Origin of the sequence: Nonomuraea mesophila (genome assembly GCF_004352805.1) — a bacterium.
Classification (GTDB): Bacteria; Actinomycetota; Actinomycetes; order Streptosporangiales; family Streptosporangiaceae; genus Nonomuraea; species Nonomuraea longispora.
Map to the genome: position 1 here is coordinate 1 of NZ_SMLD01000003.1, position 16340 is coordinate 16340.

General features: G+C 70.1%; 16 protein-coding genes. 9 read left to right on the plus strand and 7 right to left on the minus strand.

All coding sequences use genetic code 11. The annotated features are described in order from the left end of the window. Positions 1 to 106: 106 nt before the first annotated feature. Positions 107 to 799 (minus strand): Rossmann-fold NAD(P)-binding domain-containing protein, encoded by a 693-nt coding sequence (locus E1295_RS01770; RefSeq protein ID WP_246079781.1) that lies wholly within the window; start codon positions 797 to 799, stop codon positions 107 to 109. Between the two features lie 168 nt (positions 800 to 967). On the opposite strand from E1295_RS01770, the gene E1295_RS01775 reads away from it, so the two are divergent. From E1295_RS01775 to E1295_RS01810, 8 genes are all read left to right on the plus strand, one after another. Continuing rightward, positions 968 to 1426, plus strand: coding sequence for a GbsR/MarR family transcriptional regulator (locus E1295_RS01775; RefSeq protein ID WP_132627866.1), 459 nt, complete (start codon positions 968 to 970; stop codon positions 1424 to 1426). A gap of 251 nt (positions 1427 to 1677) precedes the next feature. Continuing rightward, positions 1678 to 3315 carry a YncE family protein gene (locus tag E1295_RS01780; RefSeq protein WP_132627867.1) on the plus strand — a complete coding sequence of 546 codons (1638 nt, stop codon included), beginning with the start codon at positions 1678 to 1680 and terminating at the stop codon, positions 3313 to 3315. Between the two features lie 346 nt (positions 3316 to 3661). Continuing rightward, positions 3662 to 3997 (plus strand): YciI family protein, encoded by a 336-nt coding sequence (locus tag E1295_RS01785; RefSeq protein ID WP_132627868.1) that lies wholly within the window; start codon positions 3662 to 3664, stop codon positions 3995 to 3997. Then, complete coding sequence (locus tag E1295_RS01790) at positions 3994 to 5211, plus strand: RNA polymerase sigma factor (protein ID WP_132627869.1); 1218 nt, start codon at positions 3994 to 3996, stop codon at positions 5209 to 5211. The genes E1295_RS01785 and E1295_RS01790 overlap by 4 nt, the downstream gene beginning before the upstream one ends. Before the next feature lie 111 nt (positions 5212 to 5322). Further along, on the plus strand, positions 5323 to 5856 hold the full coding sequence (locus tag E1295_RS01795) for an SRPBCC family protein (RefSeq protein WP_132627870.1): 534 nt from the start codon (positions 5323 to 5325) through the stop codon (positions 5854 to 5856). A 115-nt stretch (positions 5857 to 5971) separates the two neighbouring features. After that, on the plus strand, positions 5972 to 6859 hold the full coding sequence (gene sigJ / locus E1295_RS01800; protein WP_132627871.1) for an RNA polymerase sigma factor SigJ: 888 nt from the start codon (positions 5972 to 5974) through the stop codon (positions 6857 to 6859). Between the two features lie 49 nt (positions 6860 to 6908). Then, positions 6909 to 7763, plus strand: coding sequence for an NAD(P)H-binding protein (locus E1295_RS01805; protein WP_132627872.1), 855 nt, complete (start codon positions 6909 to 6911; stop codon positions 7761 to 7763). Positions 7764 to 7985: 222 nt separating this feature from the next. Then, the gene (locus E1295_RS01810) at positions 7986 to 9377 is read left to right on the plus strand and encodes an SDR family oxidoreductase (protein ID WP_132627873.1); all 1392 of its coding nucleotides are present in this window, start codon (positions 7986 to 7988) and stop codon (positions 9375 to 9377) included. A 134-nt stretch (positions 9378 to 9511) separates the two neighbouring features. On the opposite strand, the gene E1295_RS01815 is transcribed toward E1295_RS01810, so the two are convergent. Together E1295_RS01815 and E1295_RS01820 are read right to left on the minus strand one after the other, a co-directional pair. Then, on the minus strand, positions 9512 to 10312 hold the full coding sequence (locus E1295_RS01815; protein WP_132627874.1) for an alpha/beta fold hydrolase: 801 nt from the start codon (positions 10310 to 10312) through the stop codon (positions 9512 to 9514). A gap of 45 nt (positions 10313 to 10357) precedes the next feature. Further along, positions 10358 to 11518, minus strand: a complete 1161-nt coding sequence (locus E1295_RS01820) for an MFS transporter (protein WP_220448498.1) — start codon at positions 11516 to 11518, stop codon at positions 10358 to 10360. Between the two features lie 192 nt (positions 11519 to 11710). Between E1295_RS01820 and E1295_RS01825 the strand changes: the two genes are divergently transcribed. Beyond that, positions 11711 to 12277 carry a TetR/AcrR family transcriptional regulator gene (locus E1295_RS01825; protein ID WP_132627876.1) on the plus strand — a complete coding sequence of 189 codons (567 nt, stop codon included), beginning with the start codon at positions 11711 to 11713 and terminating at the stop codon, positions 12275 to 12277. 303 nt (positions 12278 to 12580) lie between these two features. Here E1295_RS01825 and E1295_RS01835 read toward each other — a convergent pair whose 3' ends face one another. The 4 genes from E1295_RS01835 to E1295_RS01850 all read right to left on the minus strand — a co-directional run bounded on the left by E1295_RS01835 (position 12581) and on the right by E1295_RS01850 (position 16332). Continuing rightward, the gene (locus E1295_RS01835; RefSeq protein ID WP_132627877.1) at positions 12581 to 13921 is read right to left on the minus strand and encodes an FAD-binding oxidoreductase; all 1341 of its coding nucleotides are present in this window, start codon (positions 13919 to 13921) and stop codon (positions 12581 to 12583) included. 45 nt (positions 13922 to 13966) lie between these two features. After that, positions 13967 to 14440, minus strand: a complete 474-nt coding sequence (locus E1295_RS01840) for a carboxymuconolactone decarboxylase family protein (RefSeq protein ID WP_132627878.1) — start codon at positions 14438 to 14440, stop codon at positions 13967 to 13969. Between the two features lie 129 nt (positions 14441 to 14569). Further along, positions 14570 to 15391, minus strand: a complete 822-nt coding sequence (locus E1295_RS01845; RefSeq protein ID WP_132627879.1) for an ABC transporter permease — start codon at positions 15389 to 15391, stop codon at positions 14570 to 14572. Then, entirely contained in the window at positions 15391 to 16332 is a 942-nt protein-coding gene (locus E1295_RS01850; protein WP_132627880.1) for an ATP-binding cassette domain-containing protein, read from the minus strand. Before E1295_RS01850 ends, E1295_RS01845 begins: the two co-directional genes overlap by 1 nt. Positions 16333 to 16340 lie beyond the last annotated feature (8 nt).

Here is a 16340-nt window from a genome sequence, read left to right on the forward strand (position 1 = left end):
GTTCGACGATGAGGGCGTCCCAGCCGATCTGGTGCAGACGCAGGGCGGTGGCCAGGCCGGCGATGCCGGCTCCGATGATGATGGCGCGCATGAAAGGTGTGCTTCCTTAGCTGGTGAGGTGGTCGAGTAGCCGCTGTTCGGCGGCGACGTCCAGCCAGGTGTCCGGTGAAGGGGCGTCCGAGCGGGGTGCCCTCAGCCCGAACTCCATGCCGAGCGGCAGGCCGTGCCGCAGGAGCAACTCCGGCTCGGCCCACACCAGTTCGGCGTCGCAACCGATGACCTCAAGGGCTGTGCTGAGCAGGTCGCCGGATGTGATCGCCCCCGGTGGGCCGGCCGTGGTGAAAGCGCCGCTCAGACCTCGCCCGGCCGAGCGCAGCAGGCAGACGGCCAGATCCCGGACGTCGATGTGTTGCAGGGACGTGCGGGCAGGGGCGGGTGCCAGGACCCTGCCACCCTTGCTGAGGCGGCGCAGCCACCACGGGATGGTGCTGCCTGGGTCGCCGTCGACCAGGGGCGCCCGCTCATCGGCGCCCGCGGGCCAGGGCCAGAGGTGCACGCCGGGCGCGGGGGCGCGGCTGAGACCTCGGTTGAGCGTGCTCACATCGTCGCCGCGCTCCAGCGCGGCCTCCACGACGGCGCGGCCCACGTGGTGGGAGCCGCCGAGAACGAGATCTCGTGCTCGGACGCGCGCAAACCCGTCCCGGTACGCGAGCGGCTCGCCGGTGCCGGGGCTCCGGCCGGAGCGCGGGTGGGCGCCGCTGGAGACCTGCACCCGGGTGCGGCGGCTGAGCAGGGTCATAGCCGGTCAACTTCCTATCAACGTGGAGCTGAATGTCACATCGCCGACCAGGCTTCCCGGCACACCACCGAACCTCTCGCGAGAGCCGGCACGAAAGACTATATCGACTTTTCAGAAAATTCTGAAGACTCAGTACGTTCGCTATGCTGCTTACCCAAGGAGGCATACGTGAACGACAGGCATGAGCAGTGGCAGGCGGCCGAACGGCTGGCCCTGACTCTGATCGAAGGCGGGCTGCAACGCATGCCCGCGCGCACTCTGGCGGTCTTCCTGTTCACCGACCAGGAAAGCGTCACTGCCGGGGAGATCGCCGAGCGGTTGGAGGCCAGCGCGGGCTCCGTCTCCGGCGCGATCAAATCCCTGCTGACGGTCGGCCTGATCGAACGCCTGCCCGCGCCGGGCAGCCGCCGTGAGCACTACCGGCTCCGCGACGACGCCTGGGCCACCCTGTTCACCAGCCAGAACACCGTCGTTCAGTCCATGCTGCAGGCCGCATCCGCCGGCATCGCCGCCACCGAAACCGGCGACCCCGCCCATCATCGACTGACCCAGATGCGCGCCTTCTACGCATTCCTGCTCGGCGAACTCCCCGCCCTGTTGAACCGCTGGCACCAGCAGAACGCCTGACCCAACTGCGGGCCGCGTGACTCACAACATCGTCCAAGCCGTGTCGGGGTGCCCCAGCTTGGAGGGTCACGAAACCGAGCCGCATGCATGGAGGCCTTGGTGACCTCACCGTGAAGTTCTGGCCCTGCGCGCTCGCCCGGTCCCGGGGCGGGCTTGATCACGGTTCGGTGTCGCGCGACCGCCCGATCTTGACGTGGGCGCAGCCATAAGACGTCATTAGAACATATGTTCCCACGCATCAGGAGGTCCTCGTGCGCCATCCGCTGGTTCGCCGATTAGCCGCTCACTGCGGTGCCGCCGGGCTGATCATCGGCCTGGTCACTGTCGTGGCCCCCGCCGCATCGGCGGCCGGCACCACGACCGACCTCGGGGTGAGCTTCGATTCCTCCACCGCCGACCTGGCCGTTGGCGGCGGCCGGGTGTTCGTCTCCGCCGACGACCGGATCATCGTGGCCGACACCGGCGGCAACCTCACCGGCGACGTCGTCACCGGTCTGTCCGGCGTCCGTGAGCTGGCCGTGAACCCGGACGACACCCGCCTGTACGCAGCGCTCACCGGCTCGAACGAGGTGGCCGAGATCGACACCGCGAGCCTCACCATCGTCCGGCGAATCGACCTGTCGGCCCACCCGTGCCCGTCCACCCTGGCCTTGCTGGGCGAGCGGTTGTGGGTGGGCCACGGATGCGACACGGGCGGTGGCGGCGTCGTCGGCCTGGATCTGAGCGCGGCCGCACCGGCGCCGGTGACGGTCGGGGGCGAACATCTGCGCGCGCCCGAACTCGCGGCTGCCGGCGACACGCTCGTGGTCGGCCGGAGCAGTCTGCACCACGCCGACATGCTGGTCTACGACGTCGGCGACGGCACCACGGAGCTACGCGGCACCATCGACGGCGAGGAGTGGCGCATGGACCATCTACGCGACCTCGCCCTGACCTCCGACGGCACCACCCTGTTCTCCGCGGCCGACACTCCCGGTCACTTCACCAGGTACGACACCGAAACCCTGACAGCGACGGGCACCTACGGCGACGGCTGGGACGGCTATCCGTCGGCCGTGGCGCTCAGCTCGGACGGCGCCTACCTCGCCGCGGGACGCCAGTGGGGAAGCACCGACCTCACGCTCTACGATGCCGCGACCGGCGCGGCCATGTTCGCGGCCGACCAGCCGGACGCCGAAATTCTCCCGGACGGCGTCGCGTTCTCCGGGACGGATGTCCTCGTCCTGCTACGGAACTCCGCGGATCGGCTGCTGCTGTGGCGGGTGACGGGTGTCGCGCTGCCGGCATCCGATCTGACGGTGACGGCCCCGGCGCGCACGTATGCCGGCTCGCCGGTCACCGTCGAGGGGAGGCTCACCCGCGCCGACGGTAAGGCGCTCGGGCCCAAGCCGCTCGCGGTGACCCGCCGCCTGATCGACGGGACGAAAAAGCCGATCGCCGGCGTGACGACGCAGAGGAATGGCACGTTCACTTTCCAGGACACGCCGCCGGACGTCGGTGAGGTGACCTACTGGGTGTTCTGGGACGGCGATGACCGCTACCGCCGGAGCAGTGCCTCCGTCACCGTGCTGGTCAGGCACAGATCCGCCCTCACCCTGGACGGGCCGCGGTCCGGCGTCGTCGGCACGGCCATGGAGCTGACCGGCGTGCTGACCGAGGGCGGCAAACCGCCCTCGCCGGGGGCCACGCTCACCGTGCAGCGCAGCGTGTACGTCGACAACGTCAGCGACGGAACCGTCAAGCTCCCGCCGGTGAGCGTGGACGCCGACGGCACGTACACGTTCACCGACACGCCCGCCACCGCCGGCAGATACCACTACCTCGCGTTGTGGTCGGGGACGGCCGGTGCCGGGCCGGCCAAGGCCGCCCACCAGATCGTCGTCGAGTGACCTGACGGCGTCACCCGTAACGCCGGGCCGGGGCATGCCGGCCGCGTCGCCCGGGTGGTCACCTGGGCGACGCCGTCGGCAGGCTCGGCTTCCGCGACCGCGCGGACCGGCGGACTCGGGGACCGCGGAAGCTCTGGATCTGTTCACCAGCCCGGATCAGACGTGAGTGACCAGGAGGGTCGCCACCGCCGCAGTGTCCGGTGATCGTCGACTGACCTTGCACCGTTCGCTGTACGCACTGCACCGGAGGGAGCAGGCGTCCGGCCTCAAGCGACCACACGGCGCCGGACTGTCAGGGCTCGGGAACGCGTGCGGTGCCGGAGGCGGTGGCGGGCATAGTGGCCTTATGAAGTACGTGTTGCTGATCTGTGACGATGAGAAGGTGTCGCCGTCCATGGAGGAGATCGCGGCGGACCCGGCGTATCGAGCGTACGGGGCGGAGGTGGATCGGCGAGGAGCCATTCTCGGCGGTGCGCGGTTGCGTCCGGTGGCGGATGCGACGACGGTCCGGGTCCGTGATGGGGAGACGCTGGTGTCCGATGGCCCGTTCGCGGAGACGAAGGACTTCATCGGCGGTATCGACATCATCGAATGCGTCGATCTGGACGAGGCGATCGCGATCGCGGCACGGCACCCCTACGCGAGCCGGGGTTGTGTCGAGGTCCGCCCCGTGTGGGAATGAACGCGCCGGAGGCGGTCCGTGCCGCGGTCGATGCGGCCTTCCGGGATGAGTGGGGCCAAGTGGTCGCCACGCTGATCGGTCTGACCGGGAACTGGGACCTGGCGGAGGACTGCGCACAGGACGCGTTCGCCGCTGCGCTGGCGACGTGGGGACGCGACGGCGTTCCGGCTCGTCCCGGTGCGTGGCTGACGACGACGGCACGTCACCGGGCGACCGATCGGCTGCGGCGGGATGCGACGGGGGCGGCGAAGGTGCGGCAGCTTGCCGTACTGGAGCGGGCTCCGATCGAGTCGTCGGCTGAGGGGATTCCTGACGAGCGGTTGCGGCTCATTTTCACGTGCTGCCATCCCGCGCTTCCGTTCCCTGCTCGGGTCGCCCTGACGCTACGGACGCTGGCGGGACTGAGCACGGCTGAGATCGCCAAGGCGTTCCTGACTGCCGAGCCGACGATGGCGCAACGCCTGGTGCGCGCCAAGCGCAAGATCGTCGAGGCCGGGATACCGTACCGGGTGCCACCGGCGGAGCTCCTGCCGCAGCGGCTGGCAGCTGTCCTCGCGGTGCTGTACCTGATCTTCAACGAGGGCTACGACGAAGAAGACGGGCGCAGGGCACTGGCCGCCGAGGGGATCCATCTGGCCCGGACGCTGGTCCGCCTGATGCCGGGCGAGCCTGAGGCGCGAGGCCTGTTGGCGTTGATGTTGCTGCTCGAGGCCCGCCGCGCGAACCGCATCGACGACGGCGTGCTGGTCCCGTTGGAGGACCAGGACCGATCCCGGTGGGATCGCGCGCTGATCGCCGAAGGCCTTGCAACGCTTGACGAGGCGTTGGCCGTACGGCGCTGCGGGCCGTATCAGGTGCAGGCCGCGATCGCCGCCTGTCACGCGACAGCGCCCGACGCCGCGGCTACCGACTGGCCGCAGATCGCCGCCCTCTATGCGGAGCTCACGCGGATGGCCCCCTCTCCCGTGGTGGAGCTCAACCGCGCCGTGGCGGTCGCGATGGCCGACGGCATCCCCGCCGGACTTGCCCTCGTCGACGAACTCGCCGAATCCGGCGAGCTCGACGGCTACTACCTGTTGCCGGCGACAAGAGCTGATCTGCTCCGCCGGACGGGCCGCGTCGCCGAGGCCGCGACGTTCTACGAGGAGGCGCTGAGACTGGCGCCGACCGAGGCCGAACGCCGTTATCTGGAGGGTCGTCTTTCCGAGCTCTGACCAGCACGATGGCCATCGCGGCAGAATTTTCGACGTTTCTTCCCCGTTGGTGTCGATCCCGGGCTGTCTCCTTCGTCGGTGGGGCGAAACCACCCAAGAGAGGCGAAGACCATGTCGAACACCGAGTACCTGACCGCCACCATGACCGTCGACCGGACGCCGGAGCAGGTCTTCGAGGCCATTGCCAACGTCCGCGGCTGGTGGAGCGAGAACCTCATCGGCCACTCCGCCGCCCTGCACGACGAGTTCGTCTTCACCGACGACAGCGAATACGCCGGTGAGACCATCCGAGCCAAGGAGGGCCTCCGGTTCGCCCGGTTCCAGATCACCGAGTTCGTGCCCGGCCGACGGGTGGTCTGGCACGTCGTGGACTCCGACTTCATCAACGAACCTGACGAGTGGACCGGCACCAACGTCATCTTCGACATCACCACCAACGCCAAGGGCACGACGGTGCACTTCACGCACGAAGGCCTCACCGCGGCCGAATCCGCCTGCTTCGAAGCGTGCTCGCCCGCCTGGACCTTCTTCATCACCGAGAGCCTGCCGCAGCTGATCACCACCGGCACAGGCCGGCCCATCGCGGGCTACCGCCGGCGGACCACTGCGATCGGCAGGCGGGGCGTGGCCGGCGTTGCCGAATGAGTCAGGGGCAGGCCCGCCTGAGAGGTGAGATCCGGGTCACATCCTGCCCGGCGTGTCACATCCCGGCCCCTCGCATGACTCTTGAAGGCGATGACCGACAGGAGGGGAGGCCCCGATGCCCGACGGCTCGGAAGATTCCGCCACGCAGATGTTCACCGACCACCGCGAGCTGGTCTTCTCCATCGTCTACAACATGCTCGGCAGCGTCTCCGACACCGAGGACGTCCTGCAGGAGACGTGGCTGGCCTGGGTCGCCAGAGACCTGGACACCATCGACAACCAGCGCGCCTATCTGATCCGCATCGCGGTGAACAAGGCCCTCGCTCGCCAGAGCGCACTTCGACGGCTGCGCGAGACCTACTTCGGGCAGTGGTTGCCGGAGCCGCTCGTCAGTTCGGCCGGGGTCGACTCCGCCGAGGACGCCGTGGGCAACGAGTCGCTGTCGATGGCACTGCTGGTGGTCCTGGAAACGCTCACACCGCTGGAACGCGCGGTGTTCATCTTGTTCGAGGTGTTCGGCTACTCGCAGGCCGAGATCGCGGGCATGATCGACCGGACCCCGGCCGCGGTACGCCAGATCGCCCATCGTGCCCGTGAGCACGTGCAAGCCCGGCGTCCCCGCTACCCGGTGGATCCGCGTACACAGCGGCAGGCGACCGAGCGGTTCATGGCGGCGGCGTTCGGCGGCGATCTGAACTCCCTGCTGGATCTCCTGGCGCCGGAGGTCACCCTGTGGACCGACGGGGGCGGCAAGGCGACAGCGGCGGGCCCGCTGCCGATTCACGGCCGTGACAAGGTCGCCCGGCTCCTCATGGCTCGGGCCCCACGCCGGTCCGCCGGCCTGGACATCCAGTATCGGCTGGTCAACGGGGAACCGTCGGGGGTGTTGTTCGTGGCGGACTCGCCCTTCGCCGTCTTCGTCCTCGATCTGACATCGGACGGTGATCGGGTGCGCGACATCTACGCCGTGACCAACCCCGACAAACTCTCCCGCATCAACTAGATCCCCACTCGTTCCCACCCGGGACATCAATGCACTGAAAGGTGGACAAGTGATTCTGGTCACCGGCGCTACAGGCACCATCGGACGTCCCTTGGCCGGCCTGCTCGCCGCCGAGGGCGTCAAGGTCCGCGCCGTCACCCGCGACCCGGACGCCGCCGGCCTGCCCGGCGGTGTCGAGGTGGTCGCGGGCGACCCTGGCCGGCCGAGCACGCTCGCCCCCGCCCTGGAGGGCGTCAGTCAGGTGTTCCTGCACCCGCGCGCCGTCGGCCTGGCCGCCGCGCAGGTGCTGGCCCTCGCCAAGGAACGCGGAGTGCGGCGAGTCGTGGTGCTGTCGGCCATCAACGTCGACGACCCCTTCGAGGAGCAGCCGTCGCGAGTCAACGGCGACCGTAACAAGGAGGTCGAGGACGCCGCCATCGCCAGCGGGCTGGAATGGGTGAGCCTGCGGGCCGGCGCCTTCGCGGTCAACACGCTCCTGGCCTGGGGCGGTCAGATCCGCGCCGGTGACGTCGTTCGCGGGCCGTACGCGAGCTTCTCCGAGGCTCCGATCCACGAGCAGGACCTTGCCGCGGTCGGCGCCCGCGCGCTGCTGTCCGATGACCTGGTGGGCCGCAAGCTGGACCTGACCGGCCCGCAATCGCTCACCCACGCCGAGCTGATCACCGTCGTCGGCGAGGTGCTCGGGAAACCGCTGCGCTTTCAGGAGATCCCGGCGGAGGCCGTCCGGCACGCCATGGTCGGGCAAGGTCTGGCGGAGCCGTTCGTCGTCGCCCTGCTGGCCAGGTACGCCCGCGGTGCCGGTCGGCCGGCGCGCGTCACCGGCGAGGTGGAGTCGATCCTCGGCCGACCGGCACGCACCTGGGCCGACTGGGTGACCGACCACGCCGGCGCCTTCCAGAACTGAGACCTTGGCGCAAGCGTCGCGCCCGGCGTCCGGCCCTCCTCCGGCGAGCCACGCGGTCGGCGGCCCCGCACGCAAGGCCATCGGCCGTTGCGCCGGCAGCGGGCGCGCCGGCCGCCACGATGGTCACCGCCGCGGCGATGGCCTGCGCCGTCGCGAGGGTCTTCCTAGAACGCCGAACATGCGCCTGCGTGAGCGGGTGTAGCCGACCACGCGCACCCCCACGTGGCGTCGGGGCGGTCCGGGAATGCCGGAATCCTGCTCCCTGGCCTGCTGTCGGACGGTTCGCCGGGCGAATGGGAGCGCCAGATGGAGCTGAACCTCACCGGACTGCTCCGCTTCATCCATGCGCTCATGCCGGATCTGCTCGAAGCGGCCTCCACCGGAGGCGCTGCCGACATCGTCAACATCTCATCGGCCGCGGCCGGCCAGGTGGAGTTCGGCGCCGCCGTGTACGCGGCGACCAAGGCGGCCGTCAGCCATCTGTCCCGGCATTTCCGGCAGGAACTCGCACCGCTGAACGTGCGGGTCACCGACGTACGGCCCGGGACGGCCGAGGCGCGAGGTCGCGCTGGAATGCGCCGAACACCCGTATCGATCTCGGCGTGCATACGCCGTATTCACTTCAGGAGGATCATGTCATCCCGTTTCCCGCTCCGGACGACGAGGCCCGCGCGTCGGCGATGGCCGGCGGCCGTGGTCCTGGCCGCCGCCCTGGCTGTGACCGCAGCCGGTGTCCCGGGCCCGGCGGCCGCCGCCCCCGCGAGCGGCGGACCGAGTGTGGACAAGTACCTGGGCACGTGGAACTACGACCAGCCGGACCGCGGCAGCATGAGGAACGTTGCGGAACTCAAGTGTCCGGACACGCGGCCGGGCTGTGACAGCGCCAATCCGCTGGCGCCTGCCGGCTCGACGTGGCAGATCCCGCAGATCGGCCGGATCGTGTTCTCGACGGAGTCCCGCGGAAGGGTCGTGGGACGGACGGACCGGGGCTGCACGTGGCGGTTCACGGCCCGGCGGGGCTCCCTTGAGCTCGATCCGCCCCGCCAGTCCTGTGAGAACCAGGTGATCAAATCCGGCTACACCATCACCAGCTGGTCGGTGACCGTCTCGGGCCGGCACGAAAGGGAGACCATCAAAGGCGTGAGCCACAATCGGCGCGGCGAGTTCGACTTCGTCCTGGAGCGAGGGGCCCGTACCAAGGCCGAGCAGGAGCCGCCGGCCAAGGTGGCGAAGCGATTCGCCGGCCAGTGGAAGTACGCCCCTGCCGATCCCTCGCAACTGGTCAACTTCGCCACGTACCTGCCGGGCCGGCCGGACGCCACGCCGAAGCTCACGCCGCAGCGCGGCCTCGTCGAGATGACGGTGAAACCGGATCGTACGGGGGTCGCCCGGACGGCGGACGGTTGCGAGTGGACCATGACCGCATGGGGGAACACAGCCGAACTGAACCCGCCCGGACAGACCTGCAAGCGCTCCGGCAAGACCATCACCATGGGCTTCTGGCAGGTGGCGGGCGACGGGAGACTACAAGCGTCGATCATGAACGGCGTCGTGCGCCAGGCCGGCCTGGACTCCGGCTTCGTACTCAATGTCGGCGCCCTGACCAGACGGTGATACGACGGCCGCCGGCCGCAGTTTCCGGGAGAGCGGTGCGGCGATCGGCCGCGTTCCGACGCGCGGTCCCCGGTGACCCGAGCTGGCCAGCCTGATGTGCTCGGGCTTCTCCGCGGCCGCGCCCGGCAGGCTCCTTACCCGCCGGTCACGCCGGCCAGGAGCTTCGCCGTACCCTCCGGCGACTCCACCGGGAAGTGGTGGCTGCCCAGGTCGACGAGCACGATGTCGAGCCGGTCACCGTAACGGTCGATCGCTTCCTGCGTGATGAGGTCACGGATCGCGAACACGGTGATCGGCTGCTTCGTCTCGCGCAGCGCCGCGTCCATGTCCCAGCGCACCAGGCCCTCGATGGAACGCAGTCCGGCAGGCTGACGTACGGCGACCATCTTCTCGAAGTACGCGTCCTTGAGAGCCGGGTCGGTCCCGACCGGCGAGCCTCCCTCCACGAGGCCCCGCACCCCCGCGGCGAAGTCCTCCTCGAACACGCGCAGCACCGCCTCGGCCTGCTCCTCGCTCATCGCCGGGAACAGGGACAGATAGTGCAAGGCGTCGAGCGCGACCACGTGCGAGACCTTGTCGGGCAGCAGCCGGCCCACCTCGACGGCGACCGCCCCGCCGAGGGAATGCCCGGCCACGACCACGTCGTCCACCGACTCGGCCTCCAGCACCGCGGCCACGTCGCGGGCGAATTCCTCCATCGTCCAGACCTCCCGCGACGACCGCGACTCGCCGTGCTCGGCGAGGTCGATCGCCAGCACGCGGTGGTCGCCGGGCAGATGGTCGGTCACCGCGTCGAAGTCGCCGCGATCGCACGCCCAGCCATGGATGAGAGCCAGGGTCCGCCCTCCCGCCGGTCCGCCGGCCGTGTAGCGGAGGGTCGTGCCGCCGGGTCGCTGGATTTCCCGGTTCTGCCTGACCTTGGGGATGTTTGTCATGATTCGTCCTTATGACGGAATTGTAGGGATGTCTTCGTCGGAGCCTCAGTCGCAGGGGACCGTGGCAATGTGGCGCTGGAGCCGTAGCTGGTTCAGGCGCAGGATGAAGGCGGAGAAGGTGATCAGCGTGATCGCCAGCGCGTAGATCACGGTGGCGGATCTCAATCCCAGGGCGGTGACGGCGATGCCGCCGAGCACGGCGGGCACGCTGTTGCCCAGGTAGTTGATGACGTTCGCCAGGGCGAAGACCGCGCCGCGTTCGTGCGGCCTGGCGATCCTGGCGAAGGTGCCGAACGTGGCCAGCACCGACGCGCCGAACCCGATGCCCGCGACGACGGTGCCGGCCGCGGCGAGCCAGGCGAGCTTGTCCTCCACCCCGGCCAGCGAGACCAGGGTGCCGAGCCCGAGCGTCGCCGCGGCGGGGGCGAGCAGCGCGGACGCCGGGCGGGAGCGGAGCAGGGCGACCGCGAGCGCTCCGGTGCCCGCCAGCAGCGTCACGACGACACCGCCGATGAGGTGACTGCGCAGCCCCAGCAGCTCCGCGGCGACCGACGGGCCGAGGGAGAGGTACATGCCGGCCAGCGCCCAGGTGGCGATCATCGCCGGCACCAGCGGGACGATGTCCGCGCGCAGATGTGCGGGCATCGCCACGCGCGGGCGAAGGGAGGCCAGCGCTCCCGGCCGGCGCAGCGACGTCTCCGGCAGGAGGGCGACGATCACCGCCGCCAGCACCATGCCGCCGAGCATGAGCGCGTAGACCAGCCGGGTCGGCGCCGGACCGAACTCCACCAGCACACCACTGCCGACAGCACCCAGAGCCAGCCCGGTCAACGGCGCCACCGACGTGACCACGCCCGCTCTCCGCGGTTCGAGATCGACCAGAGTGGCACTCAGCGCCGTTGTCGCCGCCCCGGTCGCGACGCCCTGCAGCACCCGCGCGACGGCCAGCACCAACACGTCCCCCGCGACCAGGAACAACACCATCGCGACCGCCTCCAGCCCGATCGCCGCGGCGAGCACCGGCCGCCGGCCGAGATGATCCGACAGCGCTCCCACGACGAGCAACGAGCCCAGCAGGCCGAACACGTAGAGAGCGAAGACCACGGTCAGCACCCACGCCGTGAACCGCCACTGCTCCTGGTAGATCACGTAGATCGGGGACGGCGCGCTGGAGGCGGCCAGGAAGAGCACCAGGACGGCGCCCACGGACGAGAAGGCACCCCTCCACGGCCGGCGGCGCGGACCGGCGACGGGCGGTGCGGCGCCAGAGGACGCGGTATCGGGAGAATCACCAGACACGGAAACCTCGCAGCGATCGTTGCGTTAGTAGCTGCGAACGTACCACAAATGCAGTGATCACTGCTAAAATAAAGCAGTGATCGATGCGATAATGGAGACATGCCAGCTCAGAGCCCCCCGCCACGCACGGACAGCCGGCCCGGAGGCCGCTCAGCCCGGATCCGCGCGGCCGTCCACCAGGCCGTCAAGGAACTGCTCACCGTCGAGGCCCGCGATGCGCTGACGATCCCGGTCATCGCCGCGCGGGCGGGCGTGCACGCCACGACCGTCTATCGCCGCTGGGGCTCCGTCGGCGAACTGCTCGCCGACGTCGCGACCAGCCGCTTCTCCGGCGATGTCGTGGTCCCCGACACCGGAAGCCTCCGCGAGGATCTGGAACGCTACGCGTACGACCTCGCCAAGGACCTCAATGACCCGGACACTCTCGCGCTGGTACGCGCCATCGTCGGCACGGGCGGGGAAAACGCCGGCGTGTGCCGCATGGAACGCCAGCGACAGCTCGAAGCCATCATCGAACGGGAACAGACACGGGGCAACGAAACCCCGGCGGTCGAACGCGCCGTGGATGCCCTGCTCGCCCCCCTCTACTACCGGGCCGTCTTCACCGAGCAGCCCCCTTCGCCCGAATGGGCACGCACCCTCGTGGCACACCTCCTGCCGGGCTGAATCTTCGGTCCGGCGGACGGTTCGCGTTGGAGGGTGGTGAGCACGGCGAGATCCTCCGGTGCGAGCCGCCGCGCCTGCCGTAGCGCCGCAGCCCGGGCGCCAGGCGCAGCTGCCGACGTGGCTGCGGGGCCTGGTGCTGCACGAGCCGCTGACGGGCGAGCACGGGGCAGCTCGGCACCAAGCCGCGCGTCGTGATGCGGATGGGGAAGCAGGGGAACGAGTGCACCGTGAAGGTACGGACTGATCCGCCGTCACGGTCGACGACCGCCGTGGTGGCTGATCGATCGAGGTGCCGCCGAGGGCTTACTGCGGGCGGATGTTGTGGTTGCGGGAGAACAGGTTGCCGGGGTCGTACCGGCGTTTGACCGCCGCGAGCCGCCGGTAGGTGGGCGGCGGATAGATCGCGGCGACGTCGTCGCCGGTGGCAGAGGCGAGGAAGTTGGCGTAGGCGCCACTGGTATGTGGCGTGAGCCTGGCCCAGATGGCTTCCAGGTTCGGACGGGCGGCCTCGATGGCCGGAGGCGGGCCCACGGTGGTGGTCACGACCATCAGCTCCGCCTGGCGGTGAGCGTAGGCCGTGGCGTCCCCGGGAAGCCGGGACACCGCACCGCCCACGCTGCGGACGGAGATCTTCGGTGCGGAATCCGATGCCCCGGCCTCGGTGAGGATCCGCAGAGCCGCCGGCACCGACGCGGTGTCGACGAACGCGCTCCGGGTGACCAGCTGGATGCCGGGCGGTGGAGACGCGAAGTCCACGAGCACATCCGCGTACGGCTTGAGCGTGACATCGTCGCCGATCATCGTGCCGAGCCGGCGGATCGGATCGAGGGCCCGGGCGGCGCGTTCGGGGTCGTCGTCGTCATAGGCGACCTGGATCTCGACGGGTGCGTCCGGTCCGCCGGTGAAGGGGTTGGCGAAGTCCACGATCGAGGTGAGCTCATCGGGCGCGGTGCGCAGGTGGTCCGCCCACCCCTGGAGTACGGTGGCCGCCTCCGAGGCTGGAAAGGTGATCGTGCCGAAGAAGACATCCGTGGTCGGGTGCGCGACGAAATCGAAGGCGGTCACGATCCCGAAGTTGCCGCCCCCGCCGCGAAGCGCCCAGAACAGCTCCGGGTTCTCCGTCGCGCTCGACCGCAGCAACTCGCCGTCGGCGGTGACCACGTCCGCGGCGACCACGTTGTCCAGGGCCAGGCCGTACTTGCGGACCTTCCATCCGATGCCGCCGGTCAACGTCAGTCCACCGACACCGACGGTCCTGGTGTCGCCCGCGGAGATCGCCAGGCCGTGCGGGGCCAGCGCGGCGGTGACCTGACCCCAGGTGGCGCCGCCGCCGATCCGCACGATGCGACGTTCCTTGTCGATGATCTCCACGCTCGCGAGCCTGCCGAGGTCGAGGACGATGCCGCCGTCGTTGGTGCCGAAACCGGCGAAGCCGTGGCCGCCGCCTCGTACGGACAGCACGAGCCCCGTGCCGGCGGCGAACCTGACACCTGCCTGGACGTCCGCGACGCTGTCCGGCCGCAGGACGACGGCGGGGCTGCCCGGGACCAGCATCGAGCGGGCGGCCGGTTCGTAGGCGGCCGAACCCGGTTCGATGATGTCCCCGCCGAAGTCACGGCGAGGAGGTGCAAACGCTGAACTCATGGTGTCCTTCCGAAGGAGAAACTGGCTGCACGGAGCCGCCGCCGGCTACCACTGGCCGGGCCGGTAGGAAGTGGGGGCGGGCTGCGCGGTGATGATGTTCATGCGGTTGAAGGCGTTCATCACGGCGATGAGCGCCACCAGGGCGGCGAGCTGGTCCGCGTCGTAGTGCTCGGCCGCCGCGGCCCAGGTCTCGTCGCTGACGCCCTCGGCTGTGTCGGCGACCCGGGTGCCCTCTTCCGCGAGCGCCAGGGCGGCTCGCTCGGCGTCCGTGTAGACGGGTGCCTCCCGCCAGACCGGGACCAGGTTGATCCGTAGCGAGGGCTCTCCCGCGTGCTCGAGCTCCTTGGTGTGGATCTCCACGCAGGGCGCGCAGCCGTTGATCTGGCTGATGCGCAGCGACATCAGTTCCTTCGTCGCCTCCGGCACGGACGAGTCCATGACGACCTTGCTCGCCGAGACCAGGTGCTTGGCGGCCTTGGCCCCGACCGGGTTCTCGGCGTAGTTGAAGCGGCTCTCCATGAGGATCTCCTTGTTGGGTCGGCTGTGACACCTGGATGACGAAGAAGTGGGAAGTCAGGGGACAACCCGCCGGCAGTGGTGCGCATCACTTCGGTACGCCGAGGGTGGTGCCGCGTCCGGCGGGCGCGTTCAGCGTCCTCTGCGCATGTAGGCGCGCAGCGACAGCGGGACGAAGATCGCCAGTAGCGCGGCCGACCAGAGCAGGACGGCGATCACCGGATGGGCGAGTGGCCACGCGACGTCTCCGGACGCGACGCCCGGGTTGCCGAACAGCTCCCGGGTGGCGGCGGTGAGCGCGCTCACCGGGTTCCAGTCGGCCAGGAAGCGCAGCCAGCCCGGCATGCCGTCGGTGGGGACGAAGGCGTTCGACACCATCGTGAACGGCAGGCCCAGCGGCACCATCGCGTCGGCGACCTGGTCGTTCTTCACCGCCAGGCCCACGTAGACGCCCACCCAGCTCAGCGCGTACCGCAGCACGATCATGAGCAGGAACGCCTGGGCCGTGGGGACCACGCCGAGGTGCGGCTGCCAGCCCACCAGCAGGCCCGCGCCCACCATGATGGCCAGCATGAGCAGGCCGGTCAGCAGGTCGGCGCCCGTCTGCCCGAACGGCACGGCCAAGCGCGCCATCGGCATGGAGCGGAACCGGTCCATCACCCCGCGGGAGACGTCGGCGGCCATCCGGGTCATGACCGCCGGCCACGCGGAGAAGGTCACCATCGCGAACAGGCCCGGCATCAGGTACTCGCGGTAGTCGCCGCCGCCCGGCACCCCGATCGCGCTGCCGAAGACGTACCCGAACAGCACCACCATGACGGCGGGGAAGAGCAGCGCCGCGACGAGTTCGCCGGGGGCGCGCCTCAGCCGTTCCAGCTCGCGGCCGACCAGGGTCAGCCCGTCGGTGAACGTCCACCGCAGGCGATGGTCCAGCGGCGGTGCGAGGCCGGTCATCAGACGAGCTCCTTCCGGTCGGTGAGGCGCAGGAACACCTCGTCCAAGGTGGGGCGGCCCAGCCGCACGTCCGCCGCGGCGATCCCGGCGCGGTCGAGCTCGCGCACGATGTCGGCGAGCCGGAAGCCGCCGCTCGGCAGGGCGACGCCGAGCCGGTCGGCGCCGCTCAGAGTGGGTTCGGTTCCGGCCAGGTTCTTCAGTACGGTCACCGCCGGCCCCAGGGCGGCGGGATCGTCGAGGACGACGTCGAGGCGGTCGCCGATCGTGGCCTTCAGCTCGTCGGGTGTGCCCGTGGCGATCACCCGCCCGTGGTCGACGACGGCGATGCCGTCGGCCAGCTGGTCGGCCTCGTCCAGGTACTGCGTGGTGAGCAGCACGGTGGTGCCGTCCGCCACCAGCTCGCGGACGTTGTCCCAGATCTCGCCGCGGCTCCGCGGGTCGAGGCCGGTGGTCGGCTCGTCCAGGAAGAGCACCTCGGGGCGCAGGATGAGGCTGGTGATCAGGTCGAGGCGGCGCCGCATGCCGCCGGAGTAGCCGGCGACCTGCCGATCGGCGGCGTCCGTCAGGCCGAAACGTTCGAGCAGCTCGTCGGCCCGCCGATGCGCCTCGCGCCGGGACAGGTGGGACAGGCGCCCGAACATGCGCAGGTTGCCACGGCCGGTGAGCTTCTCGTCCACGGCGGCGTACTGGCCCGCGAGCCCGATCCTGGCGCGCACCTTGCCGGCCTCGCGTACGACGTCGTATCCGGCGACGCGGGCGTGCCCGGCATCGGGGTCGGACAGGGTCGCCAGGATGCGCACCGCGGTCGTCTTGCCCGCGCCGTTGGGACCCAGCACGCCGCAGACCGTTCCTCTCGGGATGCTCAGGTCCAGGCCCCGCAGGGCGTGGGTGTCGCCGAAGGACTTGTGCAGCCCTTCGGCGACCACGATCGGATCAGCCATGACCCCTC

What these genes read in the sequence shown, in the direction of transcription:
- E1295_RS01770 (WP_246079781.1), bottom strand. Translation starts at nt 799, where the DNA reads ATGACCCTGCTCAGCCGCCGCACCCGGGTGCAGGTCTCCAGCGGCGCC.
- E1295_RS01785 (WP_132627868.1), top strand. Translation starts at nt 3,662, where the DNA reads ATGAAGTACGTGTTGCTGATCTGTGACGATGAGAAGGTGTCGCCGTCC.
- E1295_RS01790 (WP_132627869.1), top strand. Translation starts at nt 3,994, where the DNA reads ATGAACGCGCCGGAGGCGGTCCGTGCCGCGGTCGATGCGGCCTTCCGG.
- E1295_RS01795 (WP_132627870.1), top strand. Translation starts at nt 5,323, where the DNA reads ATGTCGAACACCGAGTACCTGACCGCCACCATGACCGTCGACCGGACG.
- sigJ (WP_132627871.1), top strand. Translation starts at nt 5,972, where the DNA reads ATGCCCGACGGCTCGGAAGATTCCGCCACGCAGATGTTCACCGACCAC.
- E1295_RS01815 (WP_132627874.1), bottom strand. Translation starts at nt 10,312, where the DNA reads ATGACAAACATCCCCAAGGTCAGGCAGAACCGGGAAATCCAGCGACCC.
- E1295_RS01825 (WP_132627876.1), top strand. Translation starts at nt 11,711, where the DNA reads ATGCCAGCTCAGAGCCCCCCGCCACGCACGGACAGCCGGCCCGGAGGC.
- E1295_RS01835 (WP_132627877.1), bottom strand. Translation starts at nt 13,921, where the DNA reads ATGAGTTCAGCGTTTGCACCTCCTCGCCGTGACTTCGGCGGGGACATC.
- E1295_RS01840 (WP_132627878.1), bottom strand. Translation starts at nt 14,440, where the DNA reads ATGGAGAGCCGCTTCAACTACGCCGAGAACCCGGTCGGGGCCAAGGCC.
- E1295_RS01845 (WP_132627879.1), bottom strand. Translation starts at nt 15,391, where the DNA reads ATGACCGGCCTCGCACCGCCGCTGGACCATCGCCTGCGGTGGACGTTC.
- E1295_RS01850 (WP_132627880.1), bottom strand. Translation starts at nt 16,332, where the DNA reads ATGGCTGATCCGATCGTGGTCGCCGAAGGGCTGCACAAGTCCTTCGGC.